Genomic DNA, 16301 nt, shown 5'->3' with positions numbered 1-16301 from the left:
CGATGTCGCGAAAGATCTGGGGGGCCATGGCCCTGGTGGTGGTGGCGATGGTGTTGCCAGCACAGGTGCAGGCGCAGCCTCTCCTGCTGGGCCGATGCACCGTCGACAACCTGTCGACGAGTGACGCGGCGAAGCTGCGAGTCGAGTGGGCTCGCAAGTGCGCGCTGAACCAGAACGTCGGGCACCCGGGGGCCGCGTTCAACACGGGCCTGAGCTCCGCGAGCGGTGGGACGCTGAAGGACTATCTGGACTCGGACCTGAATCGAAACCCGGTGGGAGAGGGCTCGTTCGCGGGCTCGAACTTCCAGGTGAACAACGCGGCCATGTTCGCGCTCTATAACGCGGGCCCCACCTATCAGGCGCTGGACACCGACGGCTACCTGCAGTGGTCACGCGACTCGTGGCGGAGGAAGGGACGCCCGCTCTACCCCACGTTCGGCACGACGCCCGACATCGCCGATGAGGACAACCGCCAGCTCTTCCCTCACAACGAGCTGGCGAACTGCAGGCTCTACTTCGACAAGGAGAGCACCCAACCGGCCTTCACCGCCTTCCATGTGAACGGCTACTGCGAGTCGGCCTGCTACACCGCCGAGCAGAAGATCCTCTTCGCCGACGGCGACCTCCCCATCCGTGAGGCGATGGAGGCGCTGCGTGAGGATCTGATCACGCTGACGCCGGACTCCACGTTCGATGCTCTCCAGCTCCAACCGAACCTCACCTACAGCTACACGCGAGAGCTCCGGGACGCGGAGCACACGCTCTCCGTCATCACCGCCCGGTCTGGCGGTCAGCTCCGCCTCACCCTCGAGCACCCGGTCATCACCGGCGAGGGCCGCATCGTGCAGGCGCAGACCCTCAAGGTGGGCGACGCGCTGGTGAAGGCCGACGGCACCCTGGATCCCATCGTGGACATCCAGAAGGCCACCTTCTTCGGCAAGGTCTACAACCTCGCGCCGGTGACGACGGATCGGGTGTCCAACATCCTGGTGGCCCAGGGCTACCTGGTGGGCTCCGTGCGGTTCCAGAACGACGAGGTGGGCTACCTCAACCGCATCATCCTCTACCGGAGCATTCCCGCCGACGTGCTCCCCCAGGTGGAGAGCCCATGAAGCGCCCGCTCTACCCGTTCGTCATCGCGGGGCTCGCGGGGCTGGTGCTCATCGCCTCGGCGCTCGACGGCGCGGAGGACGCTGCCCCCGTGACGGCGGCTTTTGCGCAGGTCTCTCCCGCACCCACCCCGCTGGCTCGTGACACGGCGCCGGAGCCCACCCCCGCGCCTCGCCCGTCCCCCCTGTCCGCGGCACCGGCGGCAGCCCCGGGGGACGACGGGGAGCCCGGCGAGTTCACCACCACCACCGACCGGGTCAAGGCGGAGATCTTCAAGACGGAGCCGGAGCTGGCTCGGTTCGACTCCTTCCGCGAGCATGTCCTCCTCGACTCCAACGGCCGCGAGGACTACGAGGCGCTGCTCGCCGACACGCGGATGCATGAGCAGCTGCGCCGGGCGCTGAGCGCCTCGACGGAGGTCGAGGAGACGCTGGAGTCCAGCTTCAAGCGCCTGATGCAGATCGACTACCTGCGCGAGGCGCTGGCCTGGAGGCAGAACCCGGCGCGCGCGCAGCTGGTGTCCACGGTCGAGCGCATCATCCTGGAGGACTCGTTCACCGCGGAGCTGTCGCCGGGCGCCAGGCGCTCGATGGCCGCGACCCGGATGGAGCTCTTCGAAATCTTCGCGGCTCAAGAGCCCGAGAGAGCGGGTGCCCTGGTCGAGGCCGCGAAGGGGACGCCGCTCGAGAAGCTGGTGCGGCACTTCGCCGCGCGCAACCAGCGTCGACTCGTGAAGGAGCGGGAGCTGAGCGTTCATGCACAGGCGCGCCGTGGCGTGACGCCCTGATGGGCCGCGCCGCCAACTCATCGGTTGAAAGGGAGAGCAGATGCGAAGCGTGAAGAGCTTGAGCAGGTTTATCACCCTGGGCCTCGTCCTGGCCTCGGTGGGGGTGCTCGCCGCGCCGCCTCAGAAGTCAGGGCCGGGCCGGTTGATGCGGGCCGACAACCCCGTGACGGGCGAGTACCTGGTGGTGCTGAAAGAGAAGCCCGGGCGCGGTCTGTCGAGCATGGCGGCGAAGGCGGGCGCGCTGGCCAGGCAGTACAGCGCGCGCGTCCTCACCACCCACGAGACCGCCTTCCGTGGCTTCCTCGTCTCCGCCAGCGAGGAGCAGGCCCAGGCGCTCGCGGAGGATGCTCGGGTGGACTACGTCCTGGAGAATGGCATCGTCCAGCCCTCGGGCGTCCAGAGCCCCGCGGACTGGAACCTGGATCGGATAGACCAGGAGGCCCGCCCGCTGGACAACAGCTACCTGGCCGAGGACGCGACGGGCGTCAACGTCTACGTCATCGACTCGGGCCTCCGGGCATCACACCTGGAGTTCGAGGGGCGCGCCCAGGTCGTGTTCAACGCCGTCCCCAACCAGACCGGGGATGACGTCACCGGGCATGGCACCGCCGTCGCGGGGATCATCGGTGGCAAGACGCATGGCGTCGCCAAGAAGGTCAACCTTCGCGCGGTGAAGGCGTTCAACGAGTTCGGGACGACCGTGGATCGCCTGGTGACGGCGCTGGAGTGGGTGGCGAACAACGCCGTCACGCCGGCCATCGTCAACCTGAGCTTCACCGCCGCGAGCGAGATCCCGGCGATCGATGCCGCCGTGGATGTCGTCGCGATGAACCCCGGGCTCGTCGTGGTGATCGCCGCGGGCAACGCGAACATCGACGCCTGCGGCTGTTCGCCGGCCCGCCTCCAGCCGGATGCGGTCCACCCCTTCAGGACGCGCATCATCACGGTGGGCGCGATCGACGAGAGCCAGGCGCGCTGGGTGGGCGTCACCAACGCGTCCAACAAGGGCGAGTGTCTGGACCTCTGGGCTCCGGGCGCGAACCTCCGCTCCGTGAGCTCGACCAGTGACACAGACTCGACCTTCTTCCCGCTCGAGGGGACCTCCTTCGCCGCGCCACACGTGAGCGGCGTGGCGGCCGTCCTGCTGGCCAACGGCGTCGCTCCCGCCGACATCCCCGCGCGACTGATCAACGACGCGAGCGTGGGGCAGGTGGAGCTGGACTTCGGTGACACGAGCTCACCCAACCGGTTGTTGTACAAGCGCCCTCACGCCACGCCCCTTGTCAACGGCGCGGGCGTGAGCGTGTCCGACGTCACGGGCGGCCGGCGCAACTTCAAGCTGGACGTCCCCGCGGGCCGGCCCTCGGTGACGTTCTCCATCTCCGGGGGCACCGGGGACGCGGACCTCTACATCCGCCACGGCCAGTTCCCGGAGCTGCACGCCTACCAGTGCCGTCCGCTGCGCAAGGGCAACAACGAGACCTGCGTGGTGAACAACCCCGCGGGGGGCACCTGGCTCATCCAACTGGGAGCCTTCTCCACCTACACCACCACCTTGAAGGGCCAGTACTGATGAGGACCCAAGCGATGAAGAGCTGGAACGTGTTGTGGATGTCGACCCTTGCGCTCGTGGTGGCGTGTGGTGTTCCCGCCGGCGAGGACGTGAGCGTGTCGGACGTGACGCTGGCCACCCAGGAGTCGGCGCTGTGCGTGGGGGTGAGCTTCGACTCGCTCGAGGTGGAGGGGATGAGTTCCTTCGCGGGAGAGCTGGCGGGAGCAGGCTCCTGGGTGGTGGGCAACGGCGCCAACGCGGTGTACCTGGAGTACTCCGTGGACGGCGCGGACCACGGCTTCGATGAGCGCGTGGGAGAGCAGGGGGAGTGGTTCTTCAGCGAGGCCGCGGCCGGACTCGGCTGTGGGGTGCATTCCTTCGTGGTGAAGGCCTCCCCCATGGTCATCGACAGCAATGGCAACCGCTCCAAATGCGGCATCTCCCGGGAGGTGCTCCGCAACTTCGTCCAGTTCTGCCAGAGCGTGAACCCGGGCGTCTCCCACACGCTGGAGGTGAAGTCGGACGGCAACGTGTGGGCCTGGGGCTACAACTACTCTGGCCAGCTGGGCAATGGGCAGCGGACCCAGCGTAACGCGCCGACGCGGGTGAGGGGCTTGAGCCATGTCGTCTCCGCTTCGGCCGGAGCCGAGCACTCGGTGGCGGTGACAGAGGACGGGAGCGTGTGGACGTGGGGCTCCAACTATTACGGCCAGCTCGGAGACGGCACCACCACGATGCGCGCGGTGCCTGTGCAGGTGCCGGAGCTGAGCGACGTCGTCGCGGTGGCAGCCGCCGGCTCGCGGACGGTGGCGCTGAAGGCGGATGGGACCGTGTGGACCTGGGGGATCAACTCCTCAGGAGAGCTCGGGAATGGGACCACCACCAACAGCGTGTCCCCCATCCAGGTGCCCAACCTCAGCGGTGTCACCAGCATCGCCGCGGGCTTGTGGCACACGCTGGCGGTGAAGAAGGACGGAAGCGCCTGGAGCTGGGGGAACAACGCCTACGGACAGCTCGGGGACGGGACCACCCTCAACAGGTTGAGGCCCGTGCTGGTGGCGAGCCTCACCGGCGTCCGCGCGCTCTCCGGAGGCGTCGTCCACACGGTCGCCCTGAAGTGGGACGGCACTGCGTGGAGCTGGGGCTACAACAGCGCCGGTCAGCTGGGCAACGGGACGACCACCAACAGCTCCCTCCCGGTGCAGGTGGCAGTGCTCACCCAAGCCGTCGAGATTGACGCGGGCGGTTATCACACCCTGGCCAGGCGGCAGGATGGCACCTTGTATGCCTGGGGCGACAACTTCTACGGCGCGCTGGGCACCGGGAACACCACCAGCAGCTCCGTGCCGGTGCAGGTCCCGCTCGCGGGGGTGCGCACGTTCGGTGCGGGCTATTACTCCTCCGTGGCCGAGCGGAAGAAGGTGATCATCACCCAGGTGCACACCCTGTTTGCGTGGGGCTACAACGCCAACGGCGAGCTCGGTGATGGGACCACCACCCAGCGCTCCTCTCCCACGGCCGTCGTGGTCAGCGGGATCGCGAAGACCGCTGGCGGCAATGCTCACTCGGTGGCCCTGGGGCGCGGTGGAGCGGTATGGACCTGGGGCTCCAATGGCTATGGCCAGCTGGGCAACGGGACGACCACCTCCGTCGTCACACCCACGCAGCTCCCGGGCGTGAGCGGCGTCATCGACGTGGTGGCGGGGGTCAACCACACGGTGGCGCTGAGCTCGGAAGGCACCGTGGCCGCCTGGGGCTCCAATTCCTATGGCCAAATCGGCAACGGGACGAACGCCAACCAGCTCACACCGCAGTCCGTGCCGGAGCTGGACGGCGTCACCGCCATCGCCGCGGGCTCCACGCACACGGTGGCGCTGAAGGCGGACGGCACCGTGTGGACCTGGGGCTCCAACCTCTACGGCCAGCTCGGAGACGGGACCTTCACCCATCGCTCCTCGCCGGTGCAGGTGCCGTCCCTCGAGAATGTCGTCTCCATCTCCGCGGGCCACTTCCACACGGTGGCGGTGAAGGCGGATGGCACCCTGTGGGTCTGGGGCTACGGCGCCCTAGGGCAGTTGGGCCTCGGGACGACCACCAACCGCTCCGTGCCGGTGCAGGTCTCCGGACTCGGTCATGCCCTCGCCATCGCCGCGGGCGGTTACCACACGGTGGCGCTGCTCGCGAGCGGCCAGGTGTGGACCTGGGGTTCCAACTCCTCCGGCCAGCTCGGCGATGCGACGACCACCCAGCGCTCCTCGCCGGTGCAGGTTCCCGGGCTCAACAATGTCATCGCGCTCGCCGCGGGTAGTTACTCCACGGCGGTGTTGAAGCGGGACGGCACGGTGTGGGCCTTTGGCTACAACTACAACGGCCAGCTCGGAGATGGGACGACGACCTCGCGCAGCTCACCCACCGCGACGCTCCTGAGCTCTGTCGTGGACCTCTCCTCGGGCGGCAGCCACATGATGGGGCTGCGCAAGGACGCCTTCGTCCGGGCCTGCGGCTACAACGCCACCGGCCAGCTCGGCGACGGGACGACCACCCAGCGCCCGACGCCGGTGCTCGTGACGAACCTCCCAGGTGATGGGAGCATCACCTTCCCCGGGGGAGGTGGCGTCGGCCTGGTCAGTCCCTGAGGCTCCAACGGAGGGGCTCCTGGCTCGCCGTGCCGTCGAGCGAGCCAGGAGACGACCCTCGAAAAACTGGGAGTTCAGCTTGGAGGGTGTTTTCTTGGGTCGGCTCCGGGTGGTAGCGTCCCCCACTACCAGTGGTGCCGGCCCCGGATGACAAGAGCCCGTCGTCGATGATGAGCACGACCCCCGATCCGGAGGTCCTGCTGCCCATGCTTCGAAGGAAGCTGGTCATCCTGTCGGGGAGCGACGCCGGCCGCAGCTTCTCGCTCCAGGTCCGCAGCTACCGGCTGGGGACGGATCCGGCGTGTGACATCGTCCTGAACGACCGGACCGTCTCCCGGCAGCACTTGTCTCTGGAGGTGAGAGAGGATCGGGTGCTGGCGCGGGACCTGGGGTCTCGCAACGGCTCGTTCTGCGAGCGCATGCGCTTCCGGGAGCTGGAGCTGCGCATGGGCGCCATCGTCAGGCTGGGCGCCACCGAGCTGAAGGTCGTCCCCAAGGAGGTGCGCGAGCACATCATCCCGCTCTCGTCGGACACCCGGTTCGGGGCGCTGGTGGGGGGCAGCCGGAGGATGCGCGAGGTCTTCACGCTGCTGCAGCGGCTGGCGGCGGGGGACGCGGACGTCCTCATCCAAGGCGAGACGGGGACGGGCAAGGAGCTGTGCGCGGCGGGCATCCACGCGGCCAGCCCGCGCAGCCGGGGGCCGTTCAGCATCGTGGACGTCGCGGGCATCACCCCGTCGCTGGTGGAGTCCGAGCTCTTCGGCCACGTGAAGGGCGCGTTCACCGGAGCCCACTCGGAGCGGCCTGGGGCCTTCGAGCAGGCGGATGGAGGCACCGTCTTCCTGGACGAGGTGGGGGAGCTGCCGCTGGAAATCCAGCCGCGCCTGCTGCGAGTGCTGGAGGGGCGCCAGGTGAAGCGGGTGGGCGCCAACGAGTACCGCACCGTGAACGTGCGGGTGGTGGCGGCGACGCACAGGGACCTGGAGGCGGACGTCAAGGAGGGCCGGTTCCGCGAGGATCTGTTCCACCGGCTCGCGGTGCTGCGGGTGACGCTGCCGCCGCTGCGCGAGCGCCCCGAGGACATCCCGCTGCTGGTGGACACGATGCTGGAGCGGCTGGGCCGGCCGCCCAGCGCGCTGTCCGAGCAGACGCGGGCCTTGCTGGAGCAGTACCCGTGGCCCGGCAACGTGCGCGAGCTGCGCAACGTGGTCCAGCGCGTGGTGAACCTGGGAGAGCAGGCGCTGCCGGAGATGTCTGCCGCGGAGGGGGCGCGCTTCACCAGCGCCGAACTGGAGATGCCCTTCAAGGAGGCCAAGGAGCGCCTCATCGATGGCTTCGAGCGCGACTATCTCAAGAACCTGCTGGAGCGCTGCGGGGGCAACATCTCACGGGCCTCACGTGAAGCGGGCCTCGCGCGGCTCTATGTGCGCAAGCTGCTCAAGAAGTACGGGCTGCACGCGAGCAAGGATTCGGAGTGACGCAGGGAGCGCTGCTCGTCTGTGGCCGTGAGCCGCTCCGGCTCCCGGTGGACCCGAAGGGGGCCACGGGGCTCACTGTGGCCAGGAGGGCCAGTGGAGGATTCGGCCACTGTTGCCCACGACCCAGAGGTCATCGGGGCCGGTGCCTGTGATGTCGTTGAGGCGCGTTCCGCCCGTGGAATGGATCTGCTGCCAGGCAGCTCCATCGTAACGATAGATGTGTCCGCTCGCGCAGGTCGCATAGGCGGACGCCGCGCCAAAGGCGATGACCGAGGTCAGGTCATGCGTGTTGGGAAACGGCAGCCTGGTCCATTGTCCCAGGTGCCAACGCAGGACGGTGCCGGAGTCCCCCACGGCGAAGGCAACCCGCCCGTTCGCCACCCAGATTCCCCGGAGCGTGTCGAGGTCTGGTGCGACGTCCTCCACGGCCTCGGTCTGCCACCAACCGGTGTTCTGGTCGAAGCGATAGATGCGCGCGTCCGTCGCAGGACCTCCCGCGAGAAAGACGGTGTCCGCCGTCGCTCCATGCACGTCGTAGACATAGTGAAAGTTGTTGTCGACGTGGTTGTAGACTGGAGCCCCGACTTCGCTCCAAACGAAGCCCGCGCCTTCGTTCGAAGACAGGCTGGCGGTCGCGCCGTAGAGTGAGAGGTTGTTGTTGTGCCGCACTCCCACCATGCCGTAGACCCACAGGTCGTCGTCATGCCGCAGGGCGCAGGTCGAAGCCGCGGGATCTTGCCAGGCCTTCCTCCCATCGATGGAGCCAATCCACGCTCGGCCTGAGCCAGGGTCCGCCCAGACGCTGGTCCACGCCGACTCCGCCGCGCCGCAATTGATGCTCGAGAGGACGGTGAACGACACCTGCGCGGGGAGGAGTCGTGCCAGACGGTTGTCGGCGCCACCAACCCAGACGCCGCCCTGAACCCAGGAGGAGGCCGAGAGCCACGTCTGGCTGATGTTGCCCACCGTGTTTCCAGCCCACGTGGGACTCACTCCTCCCGGACACAGGCTCGTGCGTTCCTTCTGGCCGTCGCAGTCGTTGTCCAGGTCGTCGCATAGCTCGGGCGCGCCGGGGTAGGTCCGCGGGTTGCCGTCGTTGCAGTCCGTGTTGTTGGCGACGTAGAGGCCCTCGGGCTTCACACAGGACTGCACTGCGCCACTGGTGCTCCCGAAGCCGTCACCGTCCTCGTCCGGGGCCCAATACGTGGCCACCGATGACGTCACGCACTCCACCGCCGTCTGGAGCCCGTTGCACTGGTGGGTTCCCTGGCATTGGAACGAATCCGTGCATGCCGTGTAGAGCGTAGGGAAACCTTCGTTCAGTTCTCCGTCGCAGTTGTTGTCTACGGTGTCGCAGAGGTCGGTGAGCCCCGGGCGGATATTGGGGTTCGTGTCGTTGCAGTCATCCGGAGCCGCGTTGGTGTAGCCGGTGGGCGTGAGGCCGCAGACGGCGAGGGGCATGGAGTCCTTCTTCCCATGGCCGTCCTGGTCTTCGTCCCGATACACGTTCCTGCTGGGCGGGGTGTCGCAGTACTGGATGCTGTCCGTCAGGTTGCAGCGGAACACGCCAGCGCAGTCCACCGACGCCGTGCAGGCATGGCCCAACTGGAAGTGGACCGAGTCGCTGATGCCGTCGCAGTTGTCGTCCACCTCATTGCATCGCTCCACCACGCCAGGGTTGATGTCGGACCGGTCATCGCGACAATCCGTTCCACCCGCGCTCGTGGCGATGTAACCATCCTGGTCCTCATCCACGCCCTGGATGCGGAGCGTGAAGGGAACCACCTGCTCGTGGGTCACCGTAACGTTCGCGTTGATGCTGCTGATGAGGTGCCCCGTGCAACCTTCCGCGAAGGCACGGGCCTCCACCTGGAGGTTGGGTCCCCAGTTCTTGGACGGAAGCACGGCCACCCGAAGGGTGAGGCTGGTGGCGCCACTGCTTCCTGGGAGGTCCTCTCGCGAGAACTCCGTCGAGAAGGCCGCATCACTCGCGCCATTCCGCGCACTGACGCGAACACAGCCGGGGATGAAGCCCTCGAAGGACACGGTGAGGTTGACGCGTCGACAGGAGTAGTCGTCGCCCAGCACGGCATGGGCGGGGCCGCCCTCGAATACCCGCGCGAGGTCGAGCGACTCATCGCAGGCATACAGCTCGTCGAGGCTCGGCACGGTGCATGACGTGGCGAACAGCAGGCACAGGAGGGCAGGGCGCATCATGGATGCACTTCCTCGTTCTCGGGTGTGGAGCCGGTGAAGTAGGTGATGACCGCGCCCGCGACGGAGGTGACCGCCACACCGAACAGCACATTGGCGGCGAGGGCCTGACCCCGGGCCGAGTCCAGGTGCTTGTTCTGTGTGTCGACCACGGCGGATGCGCGGGCATCCTGGATGTTTCCCTGGGAGCGAAGTCCGAAGTAGCTCCCGACCCCGCCCGCCACGAGCCCCGCCCCCGCGAGGACCATCGAGATGGGGCGGAGCCGAGACCGCGAGTCGCTCGTGGGCTCCAGCCGCAGCTCCGTTGCCTCTGTGGGATGGAGCGGCACCAGGGCCAGCTCGGGGACCTCCTGGGCGGGTCGCTCCGGGCGATCCGAGAGAGAAACCTCCGTCTCCGGCGTGGCGACGGAAGCGGTGCCGTCCCCACCGCCAGGCTTGGTTTGCGCACGGGCCCTCGTCACCTCCTGGCGCACGTCCTCGAAGTCGCGTTGCACCTTGGGGGACACCTTCACGGGAAGCGAGGCCAGGGGACGCAACGTCAATCCCTGGCGAAAGGCCAGGAGGGACTTGGGTCGCTGGCCCAGGTCCGCCAGCACCAGTCCTTGGTAGATCAACGCGTCGGCTCGCTCGTCCTCTGTCTTCGCCAGGACCTTGGCATCCGCGAGCGCGAGCAATGCCTGTTCGTATTCCAGCTCCTCGTAGAGCCGTGCCGCGTCGCGCATCCGTCCCTGAAAGGCATCGGGCGCGGCGGCAATCAGCATCGCCCGCGAGACGACCGGCTGCGCCGTGGCCTCTCCAGCGAGGGCCAGTGTGAGACTCATCAGTGGGATGACACTGATAAGTCTTGGGAATGAGGGCTTATCCATGCTTGGCAACGATAGCATGAGTTCCTGTGAGAGGGCTGTGTCGACGCAAGGCCTTACGAGGGCGGGACCGCAGCGCATCCGTCTACGTGTGTGGATGCGCCGCGAGGACCCCTGTTGCCAAGACAACCATTCGGGTGCGCAGCGACGCTGGTTCCACCACCTCGAAGCCGCTCCCCACCTCGAAGAGCTGTCCCAGCGCGATGGACTCCCGCTCGAAGTCCACGACGACAGTCTTTCGCCCGTCCTCCACCGTCCCCGTGTCGAACCGTGGCGCGTCCGCGGGCGGACGAATCCGTCGCAAGGCCGCCTCCGCTTCGGTCGTCAGCCGCACCGTCACTTCATACTGGGCCCTTTTCTCCGCGAAGCGCGCGCACCACTCCCGCCAGAACGCGGGCAAGTCGAACCGCGCGGGCCGCTCGAAGGTCTCCTCTCGCGGTCTTGCTCCTTCGATTCGCGAGCCCCGGTACACCCGCACTCCCTTCTCCGTCCCGCCGACCAGGTACCAGCGGTCCGCCTTGAGCACGAGCGCGTATGGGTCCACCTGGCGCCGCCCGCGCTTCCCGTCGAAGTCCCGATACGTCAGCGACACCTTCCGGTTCAGCCACGCCGCCTCGCGCAGCACCTCCAGATAGGGCACCGACTCCCGCTCCGTGAACCAGCCTGACGCATCCACGTGCAGCCGCTGTCGCGCGTACTCCAGCGCGGGTTGCTGCAACGCCGGCAGCGCCGCCGCCAGCTTCACCAGCCCGCTGCTCAGCGGCGCGGACAGGCCCAGGTCGCCCAGTCCTCCCGGCGTGGCGCTCATCGCCGCCAGCGCCTGCAGCTCCGCGCGCGTCAGTCCCGTGAGCTGCGTCTTCCACCCTTCGAGCAGCGAGACGCCTCCCGCCGAGCCGCGCGTCGCGTACACCGGCACGCCGGACGCCGACAGCGCGTCGAGGTCCCGGTGGATGGTCCGCTCGGAGACCTGGAGCTCGCGCGCGAGCTGTCCCGCCGTCCGCTTCGGACGGGTCTGCAACAACATCATCAGGCTGACGAGTCGGTCGGCGCGCATGTCGGAAACCCCACCGTGCACTGTACGCGGGCCATCATGACAACAGGTGTCATGATTCCCTCCGTAGGGTGTTCCCATCACCGGCCAGTCCACACCCCACCACCGCCGGTCCGAGGAGAGACACCATGAAGAAGCCACTCGAAGGACGCATCGCCCTGGTCGCTGGAGCCACGCGGGGCGCGGGCAGGGGAATCGCCACGAGGCTCGGCGAGGCCGGTGCCACCGTGTACTGCACGGGCCGCAGCACGCGGGGCCGTCCCGCCTCCGGGTCAAAGCGCCCGGAGACCATCGAAGAGACCGCCGAGCAGGTCACCGCGCTGGGCGGACACGGCATCGCCATCCGGTGCGACCACACCGTCACCGAGGAGGTCGCCGCCCTGTGCGAGCGCATCCAGAAGGAGCAGGGGCGGCTCGACATCCTGGTGAACGACATCTGGGGCTGCGACAACATCTCCGACTTCGGCGTGCCCTTCTGGAAGCAGTCCCCTGACCACGCGCGCACCATGCTGGAGCGGGCCGTGCTCACCCACATCATCACCAGTCGCCACGCCGTGCCGCTCATGCTGGAGCAGGAGCGGGGCCTCGTCGTCGAAATCACCGACGGCGACCACTTCGGCTACCGGGGCAGCGTCAACTACGATGTCGTGAAGATGAGCGTCATCCGGCTGGCCTTCGCCATGTCACGTGACTTGCGCCGCACCCGCGTCACCGCGCTCGCCGTGACGCCCGGCTTCCTGCGCTCCGAGGAGATGCTGGAGAACTTCGGCGTCACCGAGGCCACCTGGCGCGACGGCGCGAAAGTGGAGCCCGACTTCATCGCCTCCGAGTCCCCGGCCTACGTCGGCCGCGCCGTCGCCGCGCTCGCCGCCGACCCGAACGTCGCCACCAAGGCCGGCGCCGTCCACAGCTCCTGGGCCCTGGCCCGCGAGTACGGCTTCACCGATTTGGACGGCTCCCAGCCCCACTGGGCCGACCACTTCGAGCGCACCTACCGCGCGCCCTACAGCGTCGCCAACGCCGCCGCCTACGCCTCGTGGCACAACAGCCCCATCGACATCGTCCGGCCCAACTGGCCCCTCGAGTGAGCCCCACGCCCCCGCACCCCGCCCGCACCGGCGAGCCCGCCCACCTGGGCCTACATGGCCCGGGAGTCCCGGGCCGCTCGCACCGGGCAGGCGACCGGCCAGGGGGCTCGGGCGACGGTTGGGCCACGCGCTCGTGGACGTGGCCCCTCGCCGCCGGTAGGGTGCGCGGCTCGAATGGAACGCCCCCTAGTGGTTTCCGCCCTCGAAAATCAGGTCAAGGCCCGGCCCGTGCCGCGCCACGTGGGCATCATCATGGATGGCAACGGTCGGTGGGCGGAGTCGCGGGGTCTGGACCGGCTGGAGGGCCACCGCGAGGGGAGCTCCAGTGTGCGCGAGGTGACCCGCACCGCCCGTCGCGTGGGCATCCAGGCTCTGACTCTCTACGCCTTTTCCTCACAGAACTGGGCCCGCCCCGCCGAAGAGGTCGCCGGGCTGATGGACCTCCTGCGCGACTACCTGGAGCGCGAGCGGGCTGAAATCCTCGACAACGGCATCCGCCTGAACGCGGTGGGTGACGTGGGGCGCCTGCCCCGGTTCGTTCGCGAGCCGCTGGACAGGCTCATCACCGATTCGGCGCACAACACCGGCATGGTGCTGTCGCTGGCGCTGTCCTACGGCGGCCGGGAGGAGATCCTCCACGCCGCCAGCCGGATGGCGGAGGCCATCTCCCGGGGCGAGCTGTTGGCGGACCGGGTGGAACAGGCCGACTTCGAGTCCTTCCTGTGGACGAACGGGCTGCCCCCGCTGGACCTGGTGGTGCGCACCAGCGGCGAGCAGCGCGTGTCCAACTTCCTGCTCTGGCAGATGGCGTACGCGGAACTGTGCTTCACCGACGCCCTCTGGCCGGACTTCCGCACCGACGAGTTTCTCCGCTGCGTGTCTCAGTACCAGCAGCGAGAGCGGCGCTTCGGTCTCACTTCCGCGCAGGTCAAGCGGGAGGACACCCCCCAGCGGGCCAAGGCGTGAACGACAAGAACAAGAACCTCGTCGTGCGCATCGTGACGGCGTTGACGCTGCTGCCGCTCGTGGTGTTGCTGCTCTTCCTCGGCGGTGTGTGGAGCGCGGGCCTGTTGGGCCTCGCCGCCGCGGCGTGCGTGGGCGAGTACTACCTCATCGTCCAGAAGCGGCTGAACGCCGCCGCCTGGGTGGGCATGGCCTTCGCCGCGGTGATGCCGTTCCTGCCGCTCAAGGACGCCGCGCGCACGGGAGAGACGGCCTTCTGGCTCACCGTCGTCTTCTCGTTCTTCGCGTGGATATTCCACCTGTTCAAGGGCCCGCTCGCGGAGGCCCCCACGCGCACGGCCCACCTGGTCAACGGCTTCCTCTACGGCGCCGTGGGCCTCACCGCCCTGTCCGCCCTGCGGCTGCTCCCGGACCATGGCCTCGCGTGGGTCATCTGCGCGCTGACGATTACGTGGGCCAACGACACCGCCGCCTACTTCTTCGGCCGCTTCATGGGGCGCCACAAGCTGTACCCCGAGGTGAGCCCGAACAAGACGTGGGAGGGCTTCTTCGGCGGCATGGTCGGCTCGGTGGGCGGCATGTTCATCGCCCGGGGGTTCTTCTTCCCCGTCTTCACCGTGTGGGACTGCGTGCTGCTGGGAATCGCCGGCGGCCTGCTCGGCCCCGTGGGCGACCTGTGCGAGTCCATGCTCAAGCGCGCCTATGGCGTGAAGGACTCGGGATTCCTGATTCCGGGACACGGCGGGGTGTTGGACCGCATCGACGCGCTGCTCTTCAACGCCCCCCTGGTGTTCGTCTACGTGCAGTTCGTGCGCGGCCTGTTGCCGTAGAATCGTGAGATTTCGCTCGCCCGCCTGGCTGGCGGGCCCGGATGTGCGTTGTCCGTCCGGGGGCTCACGATTACTGTTGCCGCCATGCCCTCACTTCAGAACCTGGGGTTCTTCATCCTCCTGCTTGGCGTGCTCGTGACAGTGCACGAGCTCGGCCATTTCCTCGTGGCGAAAGCCTGCGGGGTGAAGGTCCTCAAGTTCTCCATCGGCTTCGGGCCCAAGCTCATCGGCTTCGTGAAGGGCGAGACGGAGTATCAGATCGCCATCCTGCCCCTGGGCGGCTTCGTGAAGATGGCGGGGGACCTGCCCCATGAAGAGCTGAGCCCGGAGGAGGCCAAGCGCGGTTTTCTGGCCCAGCCCCCCTGGAAGCGCGGCCTCATCGTCCTGGCGGGGCCGGCCTTCAACCTCATCTTCCCCGTCATCGTCTATTTCTTCGTGTTCCTCGGCCCGCACCAGGCCACGTCCACCCTGGTGGGCTACGTGGAGCCCGGAATGCCCGCCGCCGCCGCCGGCATGCGCCCCGGAGACCGGGTGCTGTCCGTGGAGGGCGAGTCGGTGCGCACCTTCGACGACATGCGGGACACCTTCGTCGGGCGCTTCGAGCGGGCGATTCCCATCGTCGTGGAGCGCGACGGCCAGCCGGTGACGTTGACGGTGAAGCCCATCAAGAACACGGAGACGTCGCCCATCGACACGGTGGAGCGGGGCCTCATCGGTGTGCTGCCGCTGGCCAAGCCGCCGCTGGTGGGCGTGCCCCCGGGTTCCGTGGCGGAGACCGCGGGACTGCGCACGTTCGACCGCGTGCTGAGCGTCAACGGCGCCAGCGTCCCGGACGAGGCGCGGCTGTACCAGGAGCTGGGCCGGCACCCGGAGGGCGAGCCGCTCAAGGTCGTGGTGCGACGCATGGACACCGTGGCGGCGGGCGTGGTGCAGGGGCAGGTGGCCCGGGTGGTGGAGGTGACGGTGCCGCGTCAGCCCGGCGCGGGCCTGGCGGCGCTGGGCGCGGAGCCGGCGGACCAGTACGTGGCGATGGTGATGCCCGGCAGCGCGGCCGAGAAGGCCGGGCTCAAGCAGGGTGACCGCATCATCTCGCTCGACGGCGAGGCGCTCGCGTCCTTCCGGCTGCTGGAGGTGAAGCTCAGCGGCGCCGAGGCCAAGCCCTTCTCGCTGACGTGGCGGAGCGCGGACGGAGAGCACACGCAGACGATTTCGCAGGCGCCGCTGATGGTGGAGGACGCCATGGGGCAGCAGCTCTCCAAGCTGGCCCTGGGCGCGCGCGGCTGGACGCTGGTGGACGCGGATGTGGCCAAGGCGGACGAGGTGACGGTGCACCTGGGGCCCGCGGCGGCGCTGAAGCAGGCGGCCGTCGTCGTGCCGAAGATTGTCGGGCAGATGGTGAAGGTGCTCGGGGGGCTCATCACCCGCGACGTGCCGCTGAGCACGGTGGGCGGGCCCATCATGATGTACCAGCTGGCGGCCCGCAGCGCGGAGCAGGGGCTGGACTCCTTCCTCAACCTGATGGCCATCATCTCCATCAACCTGGGGGTGATGAACCTGTTGCCCATCCCCGTGCTGGACGGGTTCGCGCTGCTGTCCGCCGCGTGGGAGGGCATCCGCCGCCGCCCCATTCCGGTGCGCGTGCGCGAGGCCGCAAACATGGTGGGCCTGGCGCTGCTCATCCTGTTGATGCTCCTGGTCTTCACCAACGACATCACCCGCTAGAGAGGAC

General features: G+C 68.4%; 12 protein-coding genes. 9 read left to right on the top strand and 3 right to left on the bottom strand.

Annotated elements, in window-relative coordinates; all coding sequences use genetic code 11:
- The first annotated feature begins 2 nt into the window (after positions 1–2).
- From LZ199_RS12765 to LZ199_RS12745, 5 genes are all read left to right on the top strand, one after another.
- Entirely contained in the window at positions 3–1112 is a 1110-nt protein-coding gene (locus tag LZ199_RS12765) for a Hint domain-containing protein (RefSeq protein WP_253993950.1), read from the top strand.
- Positions 1109–1897 (top strand): hypothetical protein, encoded by a 789-nt coding sequence (locus tag LZ199_RS12760; protein ID WP_253993949.1) that lies wholly within the window; start codon positions 1109–1111, stop codon positions 1895–1897. The genes LZ199_RS12765 and LZ199_RS12760 overlap by 4 nt, the downstream gene beginning before the upstream one ends.
- A 40-nt stretch (positions 1898–1937) precedes the next feature.
- On the top strand, positions 1938–3470 hold the full coding sequence (locus tag LZ199_RS12755) for a S8 family serine peptidase (protein WP_253993948.1): 1533 nt from the start codon (positions 1938–1940) through the stop codon (positions 3468–3470).
- Between the two features lie 38 nt (positions 3471–3508).
- Positions 3509–6085: an RCC1 domain-containing protein gene (locus tag LZ199_RS12750; protein ID WP_253993947.1), complete on the top strand. Its 2577-nt coding sequence runs from the start codon at positions 3509–3511 to the stop codon at positions 6083–6085.
- A gap of 170 nt (positions 6086–6255) precedes the next feature.
- The gene (locus LZ199_RS12745; RefSeq protein ID WP_407667193.1) at positions 6256–7563 is read left to right on the top strand and encodes a sigma 54-interacting transcriptional regulator; all 1308 of its coding nucleotides are present in this window, start codon (positions 6256–6258) and stop codon (positions 7561–7563) included.
- Between the two features lie 72 nt (positions 7564–7635).
- Here the strand turns inward: LZ199_RS12745 and LZ199_RS12740 are convergent, their stop codons facing one another.
- From LZ199_RS12740 to LZ199_RS12730, 3 genes are all read right to left on the bottom strand, one after another.
- The gene (locus LZ199_RS12740; protein WP_253993945.1) at positions 7636–9780 is read right to left on the bottom strand and encodes a putative metal-binding motif-containing protein; all 2145 of its coding nucleotides are present in this window, start codon (positions 9778–9780) and stop codon (positions 7636–7638) included.
- On the bottom strand, positions 9777–10598 hold the full coding sequence (locus tag LZ199_RS12735; RefSeq protein ID WP_253993944.1) for a tetratricopeptide repeat protein: 822 nt from the start codon (positions 10596–10598) through the stop codon (positions 9777–9779). Before LZ199_RS12735 ends, LZ199_RS12740 begins: the two co-directional genes overlap by 4 nt.
- Positions 10599–10725: 127 nt before the next feature.
- A complete protein-coding gene (locus LZ199_RS12730; protein ID WP_253993943.1) occupies positions 10726–11694 on the bottom strand; it encodes a helix-turn-helix transcriptional regulator in 969 nt (322 codons plus the stop codon).
- A 125-nt stretch (positions 11695–11819) separates the two neighbouring features.
- Between LZ199_RS12730 and LZ199_RS12725 the strand changes: the two genes are divergently transcribed.
- From LZ199_RS12725 to rseP, 4 genes are all read left to right on the top strand, one after another.
- Positions 11820–12779, top strand: a complete 960-nt coding sequence (locus LZ199_RS12725; protein ID WP_253993942.1) for an SDR family oxidoreductase — start codon at positions 11820–11822, stop codon at positions 12777–12779.
- Positions 12780–12953: 174 nt separating this feature from the next.
- Positions 12954–13745 carry a polyprenyl diphosphate synthase gene (gene uppS / locus LZ199_RS12720; protein ID WP_253993941.1) on the top strand — a complete coding sequence of 264 codons (792 nt, stop codon included), beginning with the start codon at positions 12954–12956 and terminating at the stop codon, positions 13743–13745.
- Positions 13742–14572 carry a phosphatidate cytidylyltransferase gene (locus tag LZ199_RS12715; protein ID WP_253993940.1) on the top strand — a complete coding sequence of 277 codons (831 nt, stop codon included), beginning with the start codon at positions 13742–13744 and terminating at the stop codon, positions 14570–14572. The genes uppS and LZ199_RS12715 overlap by 4 nt, the downstream gene beginning before the upstream one ends.
- Before the next feature lie 84 nt (positions 14573–14656).
- Positions 14657–16294 carry an RIP metalloprotease RseP gene (gene rseP / locus LZ199_RS12710; RefSeq protein WP_253993939.1) on the top strand — a complete coding sequence of 546 codons (1638 nt, stop codon included), beginning with the start codon at positions 14657–14659 and terminating at the stop codon, positions 16292–16294.
- The last annotated feature ends 7 nt before the right edge of the window (positions 16295–16301 follow it).

The organism is Myxococcus qinghaiensis, assembly GCF_024198215.1.
GTDB classification, from domain to species: Bacteria; Myxococcota; Myxococcia; order Myxococcales; family Myxococcaceae; genus Myxococcus; species Myxococcus qinghaiensis.
The sequence above is the reverse complement of the archived record's forward strand: the minus strand, read 5'-3'. Positions and strand labels throughout refer to the sequence as shown.